The organism is Microbacterium lacus, from assembly GCF_039531105.1.
Lineage (GTDB): Bacteria > Actinomycetota > Actinomycetes > Actinomycetales > Microbacteriaceae > Microbacterium > Microbacterium lacus.
In genome coordinates this window covers 2,162,448-2,181,523 of record NZ_BAAAPK010000001.1, presented here as the reverse complement: position 1 = coordinate 2,181,523, position 19,076 = coordinate 2,162,448, and the positions used below count along the sequence as shown (strand labels likewise).

The window sequence follows — 19,076 nt, the reverse complement described above, 5'->3', positions numbered from 1 at the left end:
TCGCGCGGCTCAGGCGCGCGATCCGGTTCTGCTCGCCGCGACGATGCCGGTCACCGGCACCGCCCACAGCGCGATCGCTACGACGAGTTCGACCGTCGACATCACGATGACCGGGACACCGAGCCCCGCCACCGTCTCCGTGACCGATTGCGGCTCCAGCACCGACTCCGGCAGGGGGGAGAGCAACAGGTCGAGCACCGAGACCGTCCAGTGCGTCACCCCCGCGGCATAGACAGCACTCACGAGCGCGGAAGCGGCGGCGAACCCGAGTGCGACCAGCCCGCACACGAGGGCTCGGCGCGACCGGCTCCGCACGCCCATCACGAGACTCCCGACGGCCAGGACGATGTACAAGCCCAGGAAGACGAGCAGCATGTCCTCACGTTACTGCTGCCCGGTGGGTCCCTCGCTCCATCCGTGCGTGTTGAACCAGTCAGCGCGGTCGAGGCTCTCCTGAGCGGATGCCGCTCCCGCGGTGTCATGCTCATCCAGGAACCGCGCCCCGACGAGGGGGATGAACCGCAGGCATACCGGGCAGAGCGCACGCCCCGCGGGGAACCCGTTCGATAGGAGCTCGGCGGGCGCGCCCGGCGCCCCGGACCCGGTGCACCGCGGATCGTCGGCTCCGGCATCCGCCCACATGATCGTCCGGTGACGATGCAGTCCCCGGTGGTCGAGCTCGCGCGTGCAACGCCGGCCGCCCCTGCGACTCCGACAGAAGACGACCGTCATGATGCGCTCTTCGGGACGAACATCGGCACCCAGCGCGCGAACGCGACCGCGCCGAGGAGCGCCACGACACCGATCGCGCCCGTCGCGAGACCGAGCGACGAGGCCGCCGCGATCGCCGAGACGGCCAGTGGCGCGACGGCACCGCCGGCATCCGTGAGGGTGCGCCACGACCCGAGGAACGGCGCCGGATCGGCGCGGGGGGCGACGTCGGCACCGAGTGTGAGGAGGATGCCGCTGGAAAGGCCGTTGCCCACACCGAGCACGGCGGCGAACATCGCGAACCACATGGCCGCGGAGTCCAGGTCGTGCGTGAACGAGAGTGCCAGGAATCCCGCACCCATCAGCAGCATCGCGGGAAGAGCCGCCCAGAGCCGGCCGAATCTGTCCATGACCTGCCCGCTCGCGTAGAACAGGGCGAAGTCGATCGCGCCCGAGATGCCGACGACGAGGGCGATCGTCTGCGCGTCCAGCCCGATCGACAGGCCCCAGATCGGCAAGACCACCTGGCGCGCCGAGCGCACCGCCGACAGAGAGGCCGCGGCCAGACCCAGCCGGACGAGCACGCGGCGGAACCGCCACATCGTCCGGAACACCCCCGCGCGCTCCGACGTCGGGATCGATCCGGTCACGGCCTCGCCGGTGTCCTCGGCGACGCCCGGTCCCTCGTCCGACGTTTGCAGTTGCTTCTCCGGGTCGGGTCCGAGGAGCACCAGCAGCACGGTGGCGACCAGGCACACGCCGAAGAACCAGATCGCGGCGTGCTCGTCGCCGAAGACCGCCAGGAGTCCCGCCGCGATGAACGGACCCACGAACATGCCCAGCCGAAAGGTGCCGCCGAGCAGCGACAGCGCCCGCGCGCGGAACGCGAGTGGGACCCGGGTCGTCATGAACGAGTGCCGCGCGAGGCCGAACCCGGCGGCGCAGAACCCGATGAGGAAGACGGAGGCGGCGAAGACACCCAGGACCGGAGCGAACACCATTCCGAGCACTCCGACGAGCGACAGCATCCCCGCGGTCGCCATCGTCATGCGTTCGCCGACGTGCGCGACCGCCCAGCCCGCCGGGATGTTGCCGACGAGCTGCCCGACCACGAGAGCCGACGCCACGAGCGCAGCGAGGGCGACATCGGCGCCGAGACGCGCCGCGATGATCGGGATCAGCGGGATGATCGCACCCTCGCCGAGCGCGAAGAGGATCGTCGGGCCGTAGATCATCGGGCCGAACCGCCACAGGACGGATGCGGCGCGGTCGGTCACCGCATCCACGTTAGTCTGGACTGTCATGCTCGACTTCGATCCTTCCGCCGACATCCAGGCGCTGCGCGCCACGTTCGCCGACATCAAGGCGGTGGTCGACGTCCCCGCTCTCGAGGCCGAGATCGCGCGCCTGAGCGACGAGGCCGGTGCGCCGGACCTCTGGGACGACGTCGAGAAGGCGCAGAAGGTCACGAGTGCACTGAGTCACCGGCAGGCCGAGCTCAAGCGGGTCACCGATGTCGAGCGGCGCCTGGACGACCTCGAGGTGCTCGTCGAGCTCGCGAACGAGATGGACGACGAGGACTCCGCCGAAGAGGCCCGGCACGAGATCGCCGAGCTCGAGGACATCGTCGGCCAGCTCGAGGTGCAGACCCTGCTCGACGGCGAGTACGACGCGCGGTCGGCGGTCGTCACGATCCGCTCCGGCGCGGGCGGCGACGACGCGACCGACTTCGCCGAGATGCTCATGCGCATGTACCTGCGCTGGGCCGAGCGGCACAAGTACCCCGTCAAGGTCATGGACACCTCCTACGCCGAGGGCGCGGGCATCAAGTCGGCGACGTTCGAAGTCGACGCGCCCTACGCGTACGGCACGCTCTCCGTCGAAGCCGGGACCCACCGTCTCGCGCGCATCAGCCCGTTCGGCTCGGCCGACAAGCGGCAGACGAGCTTCGCGGCGGTCGAGGTCATCCCGGTGATGGAGGAGGCCGTCGAGGTCGATGTTCCGGACGGCGACATCCGCGTGGACGTCTTCCGCTCGTCGGGCCCCGGCGGGCAGTCCGTCAACACGACAGACTCCGCGGTGCGCATCACGCACCTGCCGACCGGACTCGTCGTCTCGATGCAGAACGAGAAGTCGCAGATCCAGAACCGTGCGGCCGCGATGCGCGTGCTCCAGACCCGCCTCCTGCTGCTCAAGCGCGAGGAGGAGGCGGCGACGAAGAAAGAGCTCGCCGGCACGATCACCGCGAGCTGGGGCGATCAGATGCGCTCGTACTTCCTCTACGGACAGCAGCTCGTGAAGGACCTCCGCACCGGGCACGAGGTCGGCAACCCCGCCGTGGTGTTCGACGGCGACCTCGACGGGTTCATCTCGGCCGGCATCCGCTGGCGCAAGCGGAAAGACGACGACTGACCCGTCGCTGAAGCGGGTGTCGCAGAACGCCCTGACGGATGCCGCCGCTTAGGCTCATCTGGCCATGATCCGGTTCGAGAACGTCACGAAGCGCTTCCGCGGCACCGCGAAGCCCGCCCTGAGCAACGTCGACTTCGAGGTGGTCCGCGGCGAGTTCGTGTTCCTCGTCGGCGCGTCCGGGTCGGGCAAGTCGTCGTGTCTGCGGCTCATCCTGCGAGAAGAGGTTCCGAGCGACGGCCGCGTCGTCGTGCTCGGGCGCGACCTGCGCTCGCTCTCCAACCGCAAGGTGCCCTACTTCCGGCGGCATGTGGGGGCGGTCTTCCAGGACTTCCGGCTGCTGCCCAACAAGACCGTCTTCCAGAACGTCGCGTTCACCCTGCAGGTGATCGGATCGTCTCGCGGATTCATCCAGCAGGCGGTCCCCGAGGTGCTCGCCCTCGTGGGTCTCGCGGGCAAGGACAAGCGTCTGCCGCACGAGCTCTCCGGCGGTGAGCAGCAGCGCGTAGCGATCGCGCGCGCGCTCGTGAACCGGCCGCAGGTGCTCCTGGCCGACGAGCCGACCGGAAACCTGGACCCCGCCACCTCGGTCGACATCATGCAGCTGCTCGCGCGCATCAACGCGAACGGCACGACCGTGGTGATGGCCACGCACGAGGCGGGATTCGTCGACCAGATGCAGCGCCGTGTGATCGAGCTCGTCGACGGCGAGATCGTCCGCGACGAGCGCCACGGTGGCTACGGCGACACGTCGAGCCTGCCGAGCCTGGCTCCCGAACCCGAGCGGGGAGCGGCCGCGGTCGCCGCGCTCACCGCCGTCCTCGAGGTGCAGCGCGAGACCGCCGCGAACCCCTCGACCGCTGTCGCGAGCGCGTACGGTCACGGTGGTGCTGCCGACATTGCCGCGCGCGCAGCCGCCACCGGCGCGGTCGCCGCCGTGGCGGCGATGGCGGAGGCGCGGGAGGATGCCGAGACTCCGGCGTCAGCGCCGGCCGACGTCGCCGCGTCCGAGCAGCCGGCGCCCGTCGCCGAAGACGCCGCGGCGTCACCGCGCACCCAGCCGGTGCCGCTCGTGGATATCGCCGAGGTGGATGTCGCCGAGCTCGGACTCGCCGACCGCCTGGGCCTGGGGGATCCGGATGCCGACGAAGTGGGGCCGACCTCATGAGGGTCGGGCTCGTCCTCTCGGAGGCGCTCACCGGACTCCGCCGCAATGCGTCGATGGTCGTCTCGGTCGTACTCGTCACGTTCGTCTCGCTCACGTTCGTGGGCGCGGCGATCCTGATGCAGATGCAGATCGGCCAGATGAAGGACTACTGGGCCGACCGTGCCCAAGTCGCGATCTACATGTGCACCGCGATCTCGCAGGCCCCGACGTGCACCGACGGCGTCGCAACCGACGATCAGCTCGCCGAGGTGCAGACCAAGCTCGACAGCCCCGCCCTGGCCCCGCTCATCCGCGACCTGCGCTTCGAGGACCGCGAGCAGGCCTACGCGAACGTCATCGAGCTGCTCGGCGAGGACTACGCGAGCGTGATAACGCCCGAGCAGCTGAACGAGACGTATTGGATCAATCTCGTCGACCAGAGCCAGTCCGATGTGATCGTCGAGGCCTTCACGGGGATGAAGGGTGTGGAGGAGGTCAAGGATCAGCTCCAGTACCTCGAGCCGCTGTTCTCCGCGCTCACGGTCGCGACCTACATCGCCGTCGGCATCGCCGCGCTCATGCTCGTCGCTGCCGTGCTGCTGATCGCGACGACGATCCGCCTGTCCGCGTACGCCCGACGTCGGGAGCTGGGCATCATGCGGCTCGTCGGCGCGTCGAACCGGTTCATCCAAACGCCGTTCATCCTCGAGGGGGTGTTCGCGGCGCTGCTCGGATCGATCCTCGCGGGCGCGGCGGTGCTCGCCGGCGTGCACTTCGGCGTCGACCAGTACCTCCGTCAGCGCGTGGACTTCGTCACGACGTGGGTCGGCATCTCCGAGGCCTGGATCGTGGTGCCGATCCTGATCCTCATCGGCGTGCTGCTGGCGGCGCTGTCCGCGGGCTTCGCGATCCGCCGGTGGCTGCGCGCCTGAGTCGGGGTGCTAGGCTGACAGGCTGCCGTACGCCCGGTGCGGCATCCCGAGTCAGTCCCGACCCGGTCATCGAGGAGTCGTCATGCCCAAGGAACGCGGTGAGAAGGTCGTCGCGACCAATCGTCGCGCGCGCCACGAGTACAACATCGAAAAGACGTACGAGGCGGGTCTGGTCCTCACCGGGACCGAGGTGAAGTCTTTGCGGCAGGGTCGCGCGAACCTGTCGGACGGTTACGCCTTCATCGACGGCGGCGAGGCGTGGTTGGACGCGGTGCACATCCCGGAGTATTCGCAGGGCCACTGGACGAATCACGCGACCAAGCGCACGCGCAAGCTCCTCCTGCACAAGGACGAGATCGTCAAGCTCTCGCACGCGATCTCGGCGGGCGGGTACACGCTCGTGCCGCTGAAGCTCTACTTCTCCGACGGTCGCGCGAAGGTCGAGATCGCGATCGCCAAGGGCAAGAAGGAATGGGACAAGCGCCAGACGCTGCGTGAGCGCCAGGACAAGCGCGAAGCCGAGCGCGCGATGCGCTCGCGCAATCGCCTCGGCGAGTGACCGACGGACTCAGCGCACGACAGGGTCGGCAGCTGCCTCGAGCACGGCGCGATCGGTGAAGGCCGTTTTCGGCACGAAGATCAGCGCGACCGCCGCGACGAGCGCGGTCGCGCCGCACACGACCCAGACGGTCACGTAGCCTGAGAACGAGCCGGCAGTGCTCTCCGCGGTTCCGGAGACCGCGCCCTGCAGCAGCGCGATGCCGAACACGCACGATGCGATCGCGCCACCGACGGTCTTCACCGAGTTCGTCAGCCCGGTCGCGACCCCGGTCTGCGTGGCGGGCGCCGCGGATGCCGCCGCCGCGGGGAGCGCGGCGACGAGGGCTCCCGAGCCGAGGCCGACCACGAGCATGTTCACGATGACCTGCGTATACGTGTCATGGAACGGCAGGAACATCAGGAATCCGATCCCGACGAGCGTGGAAGCGCCGATGAGCGTGAGCCGGGGAGCGGTGAGCCGGGCGATGACCGGGAACAGCAGCGCGCCGGCGATCATCGCGATCAGATAGATCCCGATGATGAGCGACGTCGCGAATCCGGTGGTGCCCAGCCCGTACCCGTAGACGTCCGGATCCGTGCGGGCGAACGTCGACAACGGCGCCTGCGCGCCGAGCACGCTCACGCCGAAGAGTCCCGCCGTGAGGAAGACCGGACCGAGGGCGGGGGAGCGGAACATCCGGACGTCGATCAGCGGGTCGTGGTGGCGCAGCTCCCAGAGCGCGAACGGGATCACCAGCATGATGCCGAGCACGACGACCGCCCACGACCACGGGTTCACGAGTCCGCCGTCGAGACGCAGAAGGCTGAGGCCGCCCGTGAAGCAGATGAGCGCGAGAGAGATGAGCACGAGTCCGACCGTGTCGAACACGCCACCGGTGGGCTCGGGCGACTCCTTCACCCCGAACAGGATCACGAAGAAGCACACGACGATCAGGACGGCCGGGATGAGCAGCACCGCTGTGAGCGGGAGGGTGTCGATCAGTGCGCCGCCGACCAGCGCGCCGGTGATCGCGCCGAGCTCGAGCGCGGCCACCAGCAGCCCGGCCGCCCGGGCCGTGATGATCGATCGCCCCTCCATGCGTCGCGAGCGCGACCAGATCAGGGCGATCTCCAGCGGCAGCCACACGACGTAGAAGCCCATGAGCGCCCAGGCGATCAGGAACACCGCGAACGAATCGGTGAACGGCAGCACGAGTGCAGCGGAGCCGGTGAGGGCGGTCGAGATGAGCAGCATGCGCTTGTGCCCGACCATGTCGCCGAGCTTGGCGAAGGCGGGCACCACGAGGGCGGAAAGCATGAGCTGCGCCCCCTCGAGCCAGTTCACATCGGCGTCGTTGATGCCGAGGTGACGGGCGATGTCGGTGAGCATCGGCGTGTAGTAGCCCTGCAGCACGCCGCTGGTGAACTCGACGAAGGCGAGGAAGCCGACGACGCTCGCCAGCGCCCCGAGGGCGGCACGCTTCATCGCGGATCCTTCCGGCGGAGGGGTTCGGGTGCGATCACTGTAGCCGCTGCAGGAGGGTGCGGTGGAACAGCTCACCGCGCTCGAGAGACGCGATCTCGACGCGCTCGTCCACGCCGTGGATCGATGCTCGCTGGGCGCCCGTCATCCGCAGCGGAGCGAACCGGTACACCGCGGGTGCGAAGCGATGGAAGTGCCGGCTGTCGGTGGCCGCCATCATGACGTACGGCACCGTGGCGGCATCCGGATACGACGCGGCGAGGGCCGCTGCGATCAGAGCGAACTGGTCGTTGTCGGTCGGAGACTCCGGGGACGGTTCGCTCGATTCGAGGACCGTTACCTGGACAAGAGGGTCGCGGATGCGGCGCGTCACCCGCCGGACGGTGCCGGCGACGGTCTCGCCGAGGGCGATGCGCAGGTTCAGGGTGGCCGATGCCTGTGAGGGGAGGACGTTCGCCGCGGTGCCGCCCTCCTGCATGGTGGCGGCGACGGTCGTGCGGACCAGCGCGGCGGGTTCGCCGCCGAGGGTCGTGAAGATGCGCGCGGTGAGGCGCGGAAACGTCGCCAACGTGCGCAGGATCGTCTGATCCCGCCCGCGCGCCCTGTCGGCGAACACGCTCAGCATCCGCGTGATCGCCGGAGGTGTGCGGGCCCGGAACGTGCCGGGCTCGAGCCGATCGATCGCCCGGGCTATCCGGCCGACGGCCGTCACGGAGGGCGGTGCCGACGCGTGTCCGCCCTCGCCTCGGGTGCTCAGATGCAGGGTCAGGACGCCTTTCTCGGCGACCCCCACCATCGCCGCGTCACCGACGGCGAACGGGAGGGGAGCGTCCACGACCGCGCCGCCTTCATCGACGACGAGCCACGGGACGATCCCGCGCTCGCGCAGGGTGGTTGCGGCCGCCACGGCCGCGGCGCCGTAGGTCTCCTCGTTGCCGCCGAAAGAGAGGTACACGTCCCGCGGCGGGGTGAAGTCCGCCTCCAGCAGATTCTCGACGGCCTCCAGGATCACCAGGAGCGGGCCTTTGTCGTCGAGGGCACCGCGACCGTGCACCCAGCCGTTCTCTATCGCACCGGCGAACGGCGGGTGCGTCCAGTCGTCTGATCCGTCGACCGGAACGACGTCGTAGTGCGCCATGAGCACGACGGGCGCTGCGGATGCCGACACCCCGGCCCACCGGAAGAGCAGACCGAACTCGGTGATGCGCTCGAGTTCGAGCCGTTCATGCACGAGCGGATAAAGGTCGGCCAAGAGAGCGACGAAGTTCTCGAACGGCGCGGTCCCGCGGCTGTCGATCTCGGCGCTGACCGTGGGCAGCTGGATCATCCGCGACAGGCGCTCGGGCGCGCCGGTGCGCACGGAGACGGGCAGGTCGGTCATGCGCGCTCTCAACGGGCGACGAAGCGCGCTTCGACCGCAGCGGTCACCACGATGTCTTCGGGCTGGAGCTCGACGGCCGGTGCGGAACCGGCATCCATCGACATCGCCATCGCGCGCATCATCTTCGGTGCCGGCGCGGGGGAGTCCGACGAGCGGGAGAGCAGTCCCACGTCGGCGATCTCGAGCGGGGTGAGGTTCGCGAGGCCCAGGGCGGCGGCGTAGGCCGTGGCCCGGTCGACGGCGACGCCGACCGCCTGTGCGGCGACCTCCGACTCGGTGGCCTTCGACGTCGCCGGGGTGAGACGCCAGGTCACGGTGTCGACCTGCACGCCGTCACGCTCGGCGACGTCGGTGAGCCACCACGACATGACGGCGAAGTCGCTGAAGGTCGCGGTGATCTCCACGGAGGCGTAGTGGACGAGGGCGAGCTGCTTGCCCTCGTTGTTCCACGGACGGTTCGCCCACACCGAAACGCGCTGGCTCGACCAGTCCACGAGCGCGCCGGCGTCCTTACGGGCGGCGAGGTCTTCGCGAAGCGGAGCCGCAAGGGCGGCGATCTGCTCCACGACGGGACCCCGTTCGGGTCCCTCCGCCCGGACGGTGAGGTGGGCCACGGCTTCTTCGGGAGCGACGCGGGCTTCGTGCTCGCCCCGGACGGTGATGGTGACGTCGGTCATGGCTCAGACTCTACGCTCCGGGCGGGAATCGCCGAGGAGCGGCATCCGTTGTAGACTGGGATGCTCGGCGCCTCCGGTGCCGAGTGGCAAGACAACTCCACAGAGCGTGACAGCGGTCCTCTGCATGACAGGGGAGACCATGGGGATGATCGGTTTCGACATCGCCTGAGCTCCTGCGAGAAGCGGGCCGAGGATGCAGGGTTATCTCGTAAACGATCTCTGCAAAACAATAAGTGCCGATGCAAAGCGCACTGAGTTCGCCCTCGCTGCCTAAGCGAGCCTGAACTCCGTCAGACCGTAGGTGTTCCCGCTACGGATTCTGGCGTCATCTAGGGGACTTGCTGTGTGGCGGCGTCTGGACGTCACGCGGGACTCTTCCCAGACTGGGCTTGTCGACCTGGATGCCTGTGGCAAAGGTCGGAGCCGAGCAGAACGTCAGCACAGGCTACGCCCGTAGAAGGCGCAGAGACACAGCGATGGACGGGGGTTCGATTCCCCCCATCTCCACCGATCCGCTGTCACGCGGAAGGCCCGAGAGCCGCGGAATTCCGTGGGTCTCGGGCCTTTGTGTTCTCAGCCCCGAGCCTGTGCTCGGCTGGATCACCAGACCGTTCCGCCGCCGATTGAGATCCCGCCCCACGTGAGTGCGATGAAGATCGCAGCGAACACGACGGGAGCGATTCCCTTGCCGCTGCGTGCGAGCCCCTTCAACAAGGCGATCACGGCGAGGATCGCGGCGACGATCGAGAGGCCGCCGCCGAGGATCAGTCCGATGAAGACCGGGATCGGCATGAGGAGGAGACCGGCCAGCGCGAACCAGAAGGCAGCCCATGCTGCGGGATTCGTGCGGCGTTCGACGGAGGAGGACATGCGTACATCATCCCTCACGCGGAGGCTTCGATCCCGATCGCACGGGGCAGTCTCACCCCGACTCCGCCGTACTCGGCACTCCAGGGGGCGTTGGGGGCCCGCTCTTCAGCGCGCCACCGTTCGGCCTGTGGGATCACCCGGATACGTGCCCTCGAGAAGGACGTGTCCGGATCGCTCGGTGAGCCGGCTGACGATCAGCGCGCGCCGACCGACCATCCACTCGGGTGTCACCGCGTCCCACTCATCCTCGGGCGGAACATAGAGAACGAGCGGCGTGACACCCCAGCCGGCATCGAAGATGAAGCCACGGGAGCCCTCCCAGTAGATGACCTCCTCCTTCCACCGACCTTCCACTTCGAAGGTGTCGTCGTCGCCGCGCTGCACACACGGAAGAGTAGCGCCGTGCGCGTGGTCCGGGCGACGCGGAATGCCGGCATCCTCATCCGGCTTTCACCTCTCATGCGAACGATCATCTACACCCAGCGCGGCCCGTCTTCCGTCCTCGATCTGGTCGATCGTGAACCGGCTCAGCCCGGGCCCGGTGAAGTGCGCGTGCGCATCGCGGTCTCGGGTGTGAACCCGACGGACTGGAAGGCGCGTGCCGGCGGAACACCGATGGGCTTCGATGAGATCACACCGAACCAGGACGGCGCAGGCGTCGTGGATGCGGTGGGCGAGGGTGTCAGCGGTCTGACGGTCGGGGATCGGGTCTGGCTCTTCCTTGCTGCGCACGAGCGCCCGACGGGCACCGCGCAGGAGTTCGCCGTCGTCCCCGCGAGCCGGGCCGTCCGGGTTCCCGACGGCATCGGATTCGACGTCGCAGCCAGCCTCGGCGTTCCCGCCATGACGGCCCATCGCGCCCTGACGGTCCACGAGGACGGTCCTGCGCGACTGTCGCCGGGCTCGCTCGCGGGCCGGACCGTCCTCGTGCAGGGTGGCGCGGGCGCCGTCGGGCACGCCGCGATCCAGCTCGCCGTGTGGGCAGGAGCCACGGTGATCGCGACGGTGAGCAGCGAGGAGAAGGCGGAATTGGCTCGCTCGGCGGGCGCACACCACGTTGTGCAGTACCCGGATGCCGATCTCGTCGGCGCGATCCGCGCCGTGGCTCCGGACGGAGTCGACCAGATCGTCGAGGTCGCACCGGCCCAGAACGCGGCGCTCGATGTCGACGTGATCGCCAATCACGGCAGCATCGCGTACTACGCCAACAACAACGGCGACGAGTTCACGGCGCCGATCGTGGCGAGCTTCGCGAAGAACGTACGGTGGCAGGGTCTGCTGCTCTACACCGTGGGGGATGCCGCCCTCCAGGCCGCCGCCGCCGACATCACCGTTGCGCTCCAAGACGGTGCACTGCCCGTCGGAGCTGCCGCGGGACTGCCCCTGACGTGGTTCGCACTCGAGGAGACGGCATCCGCTCACGACGCCGTCGAGGCCGGCGTCACCGGCAAGGTGCTCATCCGCGTGGCGGACGACCTCACTTGATCAGGTCCGGTCAGCGCACCCAGGCCCGCTCGATCGAGACCTTGCGGCCGAGCACGTTCTCGGCGGCGCGGTGGCCTGAGCACATCGCGGCCGTCACCGTGGCGGGGTCATCCGTCCACGTCGCCTCGCCGGCCAGATGCAGCACACCGCCTCCGATCGGTGCCGCCAGTGCGTCGTGGTCGGCGGTCGTGGATCCCACTTTCATGTAGGCGTAGGAGCCGTGACTGAGCGGATCGTCCTGCCAGTCGGTGATGTGAACGTGCGCCGGCGCGGGGATCTCGGGCCCGTAGAGCCTCCGCAGCTGCTCCATCACGGACTCGACGATCTCGTCCTCGCCCCAGTCCCGTGTCTCCCGGGCGGCCGGGCCGGCGGCGAACGTGAGAAGCGTGGGCGTGCCGTGCAGCGCGGTGAGGTCGTACCAGGAGTGCCACCAGCGACCCTCCGGTCCCTGCTGGCGGACCGCATAGACTCCGTCGTCCCAGAACTTGGCCGGAAACCGGAGGAAGATCTTCTCGAAGGCGTTCATCGTCAGGCGTCCGAGGGCACCCGCGACCGGCTCGGGAATCGGCGGGTCGATCTCGAAGTCGTCGGACTGCAGGACGCCGACCGGAACCGTGATGATCGCCCGTGCGGCGCTCACCGTCCCGAAGTCGCTCGTGACCTCGACACCGGTCTCTGTCCACACCACGCGCTCGACCACATGGGTGAGCCGGATGTTCAGGCCCTCGGCGAGGTGGGAGGCGAGCCGGTCGTATCCGTCGGGGAACACGACTTCATCGCCGCCGATCGAATCGTCGTCGAGTCCGTGCGCCGCGAGATCGTCGATCCATGCGCCGTACTGCTCTTCCGAGCGGTGCTCCAGGTACTCGCGGACGCGCTGGGCGCGTTCGGGTGCCCACCCCTGCCGCGCGAGAGCGTCCTCGGTCACGTCGCGGTAGGAGGCGTCGGGCGCCGAACTCTCGATCACGTCGCGGAGGGTCGTGTCGACGGTGTGGATGTCGTCGACGAAGCTCTGGGCGTCGGCATCCTCGAGCCGCTCACCGTCGGGGCCGTAATAGGCGATCGGTCGGCTGTCGGGCTGGTAGCCGCCGACGGTGAACTCGACCATGCGCATACCGAACGCCTCGGCCGCAGCGGCGACCGGGGAGTCGGTGATGCCGTGGATCCACGATGCGCCGAGATCGGTCGCGAGTCCGTAGCGACGGTCGGTCACGACGCGACCGCCGACGCGGTCGCGCGCCTCGAGCACCAGGACGTCTTCGCCCTCGCCGCTCAGCAGCCGCGCGGCCGTGAGTCCGGCGACCCCGGCGCCCACCACGATCGTGTCGAAATGTTCCATCCAGACCCGCCTCCTCGCCCGCCCCTCCGACCGTAGCGGACGTAGATTGACCCCATGGCTTTCGAGGACTACAACGACCGGATCATCGCGGAGTTCCGCGCGAACGACGGCGAGGTCGCCCACTTCGGGCGGGATCTCGTGCTCGTGCACCACGTCGGCGCGAAGAGCGGCATCGAGCGCGTGAGCCCGCTCATGGGCATCCGCGTCGACGACGACACGTGGCTGATCGCGGCGTCGAAGGCGGGAGCGCCGTCGCATCCTGCGTGGTACCACAACCTTCTCGCTCATCCCGAGGTGCTGATCGAGACTGCGGATGCCGGCACCGTCGCCGTGCGGGCGCGCGAGCTCATCGGCGCCGAGCGTGACGAGGCATGGACGCGCTTCACGACGCGCAGCAAGGGCTTCGCCGATTACGAGGCGCGCACGACGCGCGTGATTCCGGTGATCGCACTGGAGCGCCGCTGACCGGGCCTTTCGCTCCCTGACGCGGTCGCACCGATGTCGGAGGTCGGCTCTAGCGTGGAGTCATGAACGAGGGGTCGCCCACCGCCGAGATGCTCCGCGCGAGCGCTCTCGATCTCGTGGTCGACCTCGGGGCGACGATGGCGATGTGGGCGGCTGACCGTCTCGTGCAGATCGATCTCATGCGTCAGGAATACCTCGCGGACGCCGAGGCGGCCGGGCGACGGCTGACCGATGTCGTGCTGCGCGGGTTGCGACTCGAGCTCGCGGCGGCGATGCGCGTCTCCGAGCACGATGCCGGCACCATGATCACGCGGGCTGAGGCGCTCGTGCATCGCTACCCGCAGGCTCTGGATTCCCTGCAGACCGCACGTATCACCGAGAAGCACGCGGACGTGCTGGTCGCGGGCCTCGACGAGCTGGAGCCCGAGCTGCGCGAACGTCTGCAGGGACGCGTCATCGCAATGGCCGAGCAGCAGCCCGTCGGGCAGTTCCGGCGCTCGCTGCGTGCTCTGGTCGAGCAGACGCGCGTCGTCACTCTGTCCGACCGGCACGAGGCGGCGCTGGCCGCCCGTCGGGTCCACGTGGAGGCGGTGGCCGACGGGATGGCCTGGACGCACCTCTACGGGCCGCTGGTCGAGGCGCACGCGGCGTTCGGTCGGCTGACGCAGATGGCGAAGGTGATCAGCGGACACGAGGAGGAGACGCGGACGCTCGACCAGATCCGTGCGGACGTGATGGGCGATCTGCTCATCGAAGGGACCACCGGCGAACGGCCCGACCAGGGACGCGGCATCCGCGCGACCGTCGTGGTGACGGTCCCGGCGCTCGCGCTGCTCGAAGAGGACGACGCTGCCGTGGCCGCGCGGGGGAACGAACCGGCGACGGTCGAGGGTCTCGGGCCCATCCCGATCGAGCGTGCGCGTGAGCTGTGTGGCGGCGACGCGGCGTGGATGCGGGTCCTCACCCACCCCGAGTCCGGAATGATCCTCTCGGTGGGACGCACCCGCTACCGGCCGCCGCCGGAGCTCCGACGGCTCGTGACCTGGCGGGCAGATCGGTGCATGGGCCCCGGGTGCGGGATGCCCGCCTCCCGCTGCGACGTGGATCACACGATCGCCTGGGAGGACGGTGGTGCCACCGGCATGGAGAACCTTGCCCCGCTGTCCAGAGGCCATCACATGGTGAAGCACCACGGCGGGTGGAAACTGCGACAGATTCCGGGCAGTGGCGGGGCCGTGGAGTGGGTGTCACCTGCAGGGCGCCGATATGCGGTTGGACCCGAACGGCGGGTTCCGGTGTTCAGCGTCACCGGTTCGCCGGCCCCGGGCCACGGCGACGCGCCGTTCTGAGCGGGCCGGCCGGTCCGCGTAGGCCATGACCGCGGATTCGTCTCGATCGGGAAGTCTCGGGGCGCCCGTGCTGTTCACGTATGGGTGGTTCGCGCGATCCGCGCGGCCACGGCCTCAGATCTACAGCAGGGAGCACCACGAATGCGCGCACTCACCCACCCCACGTTCGCCGACGCCGCGGAGGTCCTCGAGGTGACGGAGGTTCCGCTCCCCACCCCCGGGCCCGGTGAGGTACGAGTGCGCACGGTCCTGTCGCCGATCCACAACCACGACCTCTGGACGATCCGCGGCACGTACGGCTTCAAGCCGGAGCTTCCCGCGCGCAGCGGAACCGAGGCCGTCGGCGTCGTAGACGCGCTCGGTGACGGCGTGGAGAACCTGACCGTCGGACAGCGCGTCGCCACGGGCGGGACGTTCGGGGTGTGGGCCGAGTACTTCGTCGCTCCGGCGGCAGGTCTCGTCCCGGTGCCGGACGGCATCAGCGACGAGACGGCCGCACAGCTGATCTCCATGCCCTTCAGCGCCCTCAGCCTCCTGGACAGTCTCGACGTCAGCGCCGGCGACTGGATCGTGCAGAACACCGCCAACGGCGCGGTCGGGCGCCTCGTCGCTCAGTTCGCCGCGGCGCGCGGCATCCGCGTTCTCGGGCTCGTGCGACGGGATGCCGGCGTCGACGAGCTCGCAGCGATCGGCATCCGCGACGTCGTCTCGACCGAGAGCGACGGGTGGCGTGAGCGTGCCGCGGCGATCCTCGAGGGTTCCGAGCCGCGCGCTGCGGTGGACTCGGTGGGCGGAAAGGCTGCGGGCGACCTGCTGTCGCTCCTCGGCGTCGGCGGCACACTCGTATCGTTCGGGGCGATGGGCTCCGGCAACCTCGAGATCTCCTCGGGTGACCTCATCTTCAAGCAGGCGACCGTGAAGGGCTTCTGGGGGAGCGTCGTGAGCAGGGAAATGGACGCAGCCAAGCGCGGAGCGCTTTTCGGGGAGCTGCTGCAGCGCATCGGTTCGGGCGAGGTCTCGCTGCCGGTGGAGGCGATCTTCCCCTTCGAGCAGGCGCGTGAGGCCGCGGCGGCCAGCGCACAGCCGGGTCGCGACGGCAAGATCCTGCTGCGCTTCTGACAGGCGCGTCGCGGGGCGGGGTCTGTCAACCCCCGAGCGTTCAGGGTCGGGGCGGCGCAGAGTGGACGAGCCTGACCCGCCCGGCCGGTGACCCACCGACCGGATCCGCCACGGAAGGACGCACAATGAGCACGCCCGCCCCGCACTCGCACCACTCCGACGACGCGACCGCCGACGACGCGCCCCCGACCGACGGCATCACCGACGAGGTGCGCAGCGACTCCGCCGCGCACACTGGGGGTGCTCCCCAAACGGGGGGACCGGACGATCGCGGCGACGGCGACGTCGACCCCGCCGATCTGAACATGCCGGGCCGGGGCGGGACCGAGGGCACCGAGCAGGAGCTCGACGCCGACAACGCCGTCGAGGCCGACACCCTCGCGACGCTCGACCCCGAAGCGCCGCCCGCCTGATCCGCCGGGCGGCTGTCCGGGCCCGCGGGTACCCTCGACGCGTGGTCCATCACCTCACCCGCGACCAAGCACGCCGCATCATCGTGCGCGCGCAGCTGCTCGACGGTGCTCGGCCCGGCGACGTGGTCGAGGTCGCCGAGCAGCTCGGGTACACCAAGATCGATCCGACGGCGGTGATCGCACCGTGCGAGCACACCGTGCTGTGGTCGCGGATCGGGTGGTCTTACGAGCCGGGCCAGCTCGCCAAGGCGGTCGAGATCGATCGCCAGCTGTTCGAATTCGACGGTGCCTTCCGCCCGATGAGCCTCCTGCCGCTCATGAAGCCCGCGATGCGACGCTGGCCGGAGCGCGAGAACACCCGGCAGTGGCTCGAGGCCAACACGCGGTTCCGTGCCGACGTGCTCGCGCGGCTGCGCGCTGAAGGGCCCCTTGAGGCGGGGGCCATCGATGACACGGCGCAGCTTCCTCGAAAGCCCGACGGATGGTCCGGGTCGAACGTCGTGACGATGCTGGAGTGCCTCCTGCGCCAGGGCGAAGTGGCGGTCGCGGGCAGGCATGGTCGGCACCGCCGCTGGGATCTCGCCGAGCGCGTGTACCCGCTCGACCTGCCCGAGTACGACGAGGAGGAGGCGCAGTCGCTGTGGGACGCGCGCCGGCTGCAGGCAGCCGGCCTGGCGAAGCAGCGTTCGCCCTGGACTCCGGTCGGCACGGCGGGGGAGGAGGCGCGCGTGGAGGGGAGCGCGTGGAAGTTCCGCGTCGATCCCGACGCGATCGTCGCGCTGGAGGAGGAGGCGGCGGGGCGAGTCGCGATCCTCAACCCGTACGACGGAATGCTGTTCGACCGGCCCCGTCTCGAGCAGGTGTACGAATTCACGTACGTCCTCGAGCAGTTCAAGCCCAAGCCCCAGCGACGTCACGGCTATTTCGCGCATCCGATCCTCCTGGGCGATCGGTTCGTCGGGATGCTGGATGCCGAGGTGGATCGGACCGGCGACACCCTGAAGATCGCGGCCGTCCATGAGTTCCTCCCGCTCGAGGAGGAGGAGCGCGAGATGGTGGATGCCGAGATCCGCGAACTGGCCGAATGGCTGGGCGTCGACCCGGCCTTTTCCCCCTGATCCGAAAAAGATCATTCAGCTGCATCCAAAACCCGTCCACGCACGGAAGTACTCATCACAGGGCGGAAGAGCCGCCCCCCAAGGAGGACAACGTGCGTAAGACCATCGCTGCCGGTGTCGTTGCCGGCTTCGCCCTCGCGGCGGGCTTCGTCATGCCTGCCCAGGCCATCTCTGCCACCAACGCGGATCTGTATGTGTTCCACGGCATTCCCGACACCCCGGTCGACGTCTACGTCAACGGCGCGCTCACGCTCGACGACTTCCAGCCGGGAACGTTCGCCGGACCGGTCGACCTTCCGGCCGGTGACTACGACATCGCCCTCACGGCCCCGGACGCGGCTGACGCCAGCGCTCCGATCCTCGAGGCGACAGTCACTCTTGCGGCGAACACGAGCTACACCGCCACGGCGAACTTCGCCGAGGACGGAACTCCCGCGCTCAACCTGTTCACGAACGACATCGCCACGACGAACGCCGGAGAGGGCCGCCTGACGGTTCGCCACGTCGCAGCCGCACCCGCGGTCGACGTCCTGGCCGGGGGCACCGCGGTCATCTCCTCCCTCGCGAACCCGGACCAGGCCACGCTGAACCTGCCGGTCGGAACCGTGTCGGCGTCCGTCGCCGCCGCGGGGACCACCGAGCCCGTGCTCGGCCCGGCAGACGTGCCGATCCAGGACGGCGTCCTGACGATCGCGTACGCCTGGGGCAGCCTGGAGGACGAGACCCTCGCCCTGGCCACGCAGAACATCACCGTCGGTCACTCGACCCCCGGTGGCGTGCCTTCCGGAACCGCCGGCTACGCGGCCGAGCGTGACGCGATGACGCAGGCGTTCTGGATCGCCGGTGTGGCATTCGCCTTCGCCGCGGCATCCGTCGCCATCGTGGTCGCCCGCCGCGCCCGCGAGTCCAAGATCGAGTCCTGACCCGACTCACCCGAGAGAGCTGACGATGACCCTGCGACTGATCGCACCCCTGGTGCTCATCCTCGCTCTCTCGGCCTGTGCGCCCGCCCCCGCCCCCAGCGGGGCGGGCGCACCCGTCACCCCTCCGACCTCGCCGGCCCCCACGGCGACCCCGACCGCCGCCGTCGACGTCCCCATCGTCGACGGATCACTCACGTCGGTGCGTGCACCCGTTCCTCCTGTACGGGTGCAGGTGCCGGCGATCGGCGCGGACATGGAGGTGGTCCCGGTCGGGGTCGAACCGAACGGCGCCATGGAGCTGCCTGTCGATCCCGCGGTCGCGGGATGGTATCGGTTCGGCCCCGATCCGTGGAGCCCTGACGGCAACACGGTGATCGCCGCCCACATCGACGCTCCCGACTACCCGATCGGCCCGTTCGCGGGGCTTCGCGATCTGCCCGCGGGAGCGGAGGTCACGGTGACCGGGGCGGACGGCGCGTCCGCCGTCTACACGGTGAGCACCGTCACGTACTATCCCAAGCAGGAACTGCCGACGCAGGACCTGTTCGCCCGCCAGGGCACGAGGGCTCTCGTGCTCATCACGTGTGGAGGCGAGTTCGATGAGACAACAGGTCATTACGACGACAACGTCGTCGTCGTCGCCACTCCGGTGGCGTGACCGGCCCGCGCAGGATGTCGGGCACGATCGGGATGACGAGCGGAGAACGGAGGCGCT

At 69.5% G+C, this 19,076-nt stretch carries 21 protein-coding genes and 1 other RNA gene; 13 read left to right on the top strand and 9 right to left on the bottom strand.

Translation table 11 applies throughout. From position 1 onward, the window contains the following. Nucleotides 1-9 precede the first annotated feature (9 nt). From ABD197_RS10405 to ABD197_RS10395, 3 genes are read right to left on the bottom strand one after another with little or no spacing between them, the layout of a single operon-like run. Nucleotides 10-375, bottom strand: a complete 366-nt coding sequence (locus ABD197_RS10405) for a hypothetical protein (RefSeq protein WP_344054224.1) — start codon at nt 373-375, stop codon at nt 10-12. A 9-nt stretch (nt 376-384) separates the two neighbouring features. Next, nucleotides 385-732 carry a hypothetical protein gene (locus ABD197_RS10400; RefSeq protein ID WP_344054222.1) on the bottom strand — a complete coding sequence of 116 codons (348 nt, stop codon included), beginning with the start codon at nt 730-732 and terminating at the stop codon, nt 385-387. Further along, nucleotides 729-2,015 (bottom strand): MFS transporter, encoded by a 1,287-nt coding sequence (locus tag ABD197_RS10395; protein WP_344054220.1) that lies wholly within the window; start codon nt 2,013-2,015, stop codon nt 729-731. The genes ABD197_RS10400 and ABD197_RS10395 overlap by 4 nt, the downstream gene beginning before the upstream one ends. Here ABD197_RS10395 and prfB point away from each other — a divergent pair. The 4 genes from prfB to smpB all read left to right on the top strand — a co-directional run bounded on the left by prfB (nt 2,014) and on the right by smpB (nt 5,758). Continuing rightward, on the top strand, nt 2,014-3,123 hold the full coding sequence (gene prfB / locus ABD197_RS10390) for a peptide chain release factor 2 (protein WP_344054218.1): 1,110 nt from the start codon (nt 2,014-2,016) through the stop codon (nt 3,121-3,123). The genes ABD197_RS10395 and prfB overlap by 2 nt on opposite strands. A 64-nt stretch (nt 3,124-3,187) precedes the next feature. Continuing rightward, on the top strand, nt 3,188-4,288 hold the full coding sequence (gene ftsE, locus ABD197_RS10385; protein WP_344054215.1) for a cell division ATP-binding protein FtsE: 1,101 nt from the start codon (nt 3,188-3,190) through the stop codon (nt 4,286-4,288). After that, complete coding sequence (ftsX, locus tag ABD197_RS10380; protein WP_344054212.1) at nt 4,285-5,199, top strand: permease-like cell division protein FtsX; 915 nt, start codon at nt 4,285-4,287, stop codon at nt 5,197-5,199. The genes ftsE and ftsX overlap by 4 nt, the downstream gene beginning before the upstream one ends. A gap of 82 nt (nt 5,200-5,281) precedes the next feature. After that, the gene (smpB, locus tag ABD197_RS10375; RefSeq protein ID WP_344054210.1) at nt 5,282-5,758 is read left to right on the top strand and encodes an SsrA-binding protein SmpB; all 477 of its coding nucleotides are present in this window, start codon (nt 5,282-5,284) and stop codon (nt 5,756-5,758) included. Nucleotides 5,759-5,767: 9 nt separating this feature from the next. Here the strand turns inward: smpB and ABD197_RS10370 are convergent, their stop codons facing one another. Genes ABD197_RS10370 through ABD197_RS10360 form a run of 3 tightly spaced genes read right to left on the bottom strand, consistent with a single transcriptional unit; the run spans nt 5,768 to nt 9,280 of the window. Beyond that, nucleotides 5,768-7,225 (bottom strand): MFS transporter, encoded by a 1,458-nt coding sequence (locus ABD197_RS10370; protein WP_344054209.1) that lies wholly within the window; start codon nt 7,223-7,225, stop codon nt 5,768-5,770. A 34-nt stretch (nt 7,226-7,259) separates the two neighbouring features. After that, on the bottom strand, nt 7,260-8,603 hold the full coding sequence (locus ABD197_RS10365; RefSeq protein ID WP_344054207.1) for a M20/M25/M40 family metallo-hydrolase: 1,344 nt from the start codon (nt 8,601-8,603) through the stop codon (nt 7,260-7,262). An 8-nt stretch (nt 8,604-8,611) separates the two neighbouring features. Then, on the bottom strand, nt 8,612-9,280 hold the full coding sequence (locus tag ABD197_RS10360; protein ID WP_344054204.1) for an SIMPL domain-containing protein: 669 nt from the start codon (nt 9,278-9,280) through the stop codon (nt 8,612-8,614). A 141-nt stretch (nt 9,281-9,421) separates the two neighbouring features. Between ABD197_RS10360 and ssrA the strand changes: the two genes are divergently transcribed. Next, nucleotides 9,422-9,790, top strand: a transfer-messenger RNA (tmRNA) gene (ssrA, locus tag ABD197_RS10355). A 90-nt stretch (nt 9,791-9,880) separates the two neighbouring features. Here ssrA and ABD197_RS10350 read toward each other — a convergent pair. Together ABD197_RS10350 and ABD197_RS10345 are read right to left on the bottom strand one after the other, a co-directional pair. Beyond that, entirely contained in the window at nt 9,881-10,150 is a 270-nt protein-coding gene (locus tag ABD197_RS10350) for a hypothetical protein (protein WP_344054202.1), read from the bottom strand. Nucleotides 10,151-10,255: 105 nt separating this feature from the next. After that, nucleotides 10,256-10,534, bottom strand: a complete 279-nt coding sequence (locus tag ABD197_RS10345; protein WP_344054200.1) for a hypothetical protein — start codon at nt 10,532-10,534, stop codon at nt 10,256-10,258. Nucleotides 10,535-10,609: 75 nt separating this feature from the next. Between ABD197_RS10345 and ABD197_RS10340 the strand changes: the two genes are divergently transcribed. Next, complete coding sequence (locus ABD197_RS10340) at nt 10,610-11,635, top strand: NADPH:quinone reductase (protein WP_344055837.1); 1,026 nt, start codon at nt 10,610-10,612, stop codon at nt 11,633-11,635. A gap of 10 nt (nt 11,636-11,645) precedes the next feature. Here the strand turns inward: ABD197_RS10340 and ABD197_RS10335 are convergent, their stop codons facing one another. Then, entirely contained in the window at nt 11,646-12,974 is a 1,329-nt protein-coding gene (locus ABD197_RS10335; RefSeq protein WP_344054198.1) for a flavin monoamine oxidase family protein, read from the bottom strand. A gap of 54 nt (nt 12,975-13,028) precedes the next feature. Between ABD197_RS10335 and ABD197_RS10330 the strand changes: the two genes are divergently transcribed. From ABD197_RS10330 to ABD197_RS10300, 7 genes are all read left to right on the top strand, one after another. Then, nucleotides 13,029-13,439: a nitroreductase/quinone reductase family protein gene (locus tag ABD197_RS10330; protein WP_344054196.1), complete on the top strand. Its 411-nt coding sequence runs from the start codon at nt 13,029-13,031 to the stop codon at nt 13,437-13,439. A 62-nt stretch (nt 13,440-13,501) separates the two neighbouring features. After that, the gene (locus ABD197_RS10325; protein ID WP_344054194.1) at nt 13,502-14,788 is read left to right on the top strand and encodes an HNH endonuclease signature motif containing protein; all 1,287 of its coding nucleotides are present in this window, start codon (nt 13,502-13,504) and stop codon (nt 14,786-14,788) included. Between the two features lie 141 nt (nt 14,789-14,929). After that, nucleotides 14,930-15,907: a zinc-binding dehydrogenase gene (locus ABD197_RS10320; protein WP_344054192.1), complete on the top strand. Its 978-nt coding sequence runs from the start codon at nt 14,930-14,932 to the stop codon at nt 15,905-15,907. Between the two features lie 125 nt (nt 15,908-16,032). Then, entirely contained in the window at nt 16,033-16,320 is a 288-nt protein-coding gene (locus ABD197_RS10315; RefSeq protein WP_344054190.1) for a hypothetical protein, read from the top strand. A 41-nt stretch (nt 16,321-16,361) separates the two neighbouring features. Then, on the top strand, nt 16,362-17,438 hold the full coding sequence (locus ABD197_RS10310; protein WP_344054188.1) for a DNA glycosylase AlkZ-like family protein: 1,077 nt from the start codon (nt 16,362-16,364) through the stop codon (nt 17,436-17,438). A gap of 92 nt (nt 17,439-17,530) precedes the next feature. Next, a complete protein-coding gene (locus tag ABD197_RS10305) occupies nt 17,531-18,361 on the top strand; it encodes a DUF4397 domain-containing protein (protein ID WP_344054186.1) in 831 nt (276 codons plus the stop codon). A 25-nt stretch (nt 18,362-18,386) separates the two neighbouring features. Then, on the top strand, nt 18,387-19,019 hold the full coding sequence (locus tag ABD197_RS10300; protein WP_344054183.1) for a class F sortase: 633 nt from the start codon (nt 18,387-18,389) through the stop codon (nt 19,017-19,019). The last annotated feature ends 57 nt before the right edge of the window (nt 19,020-19,076 follow it).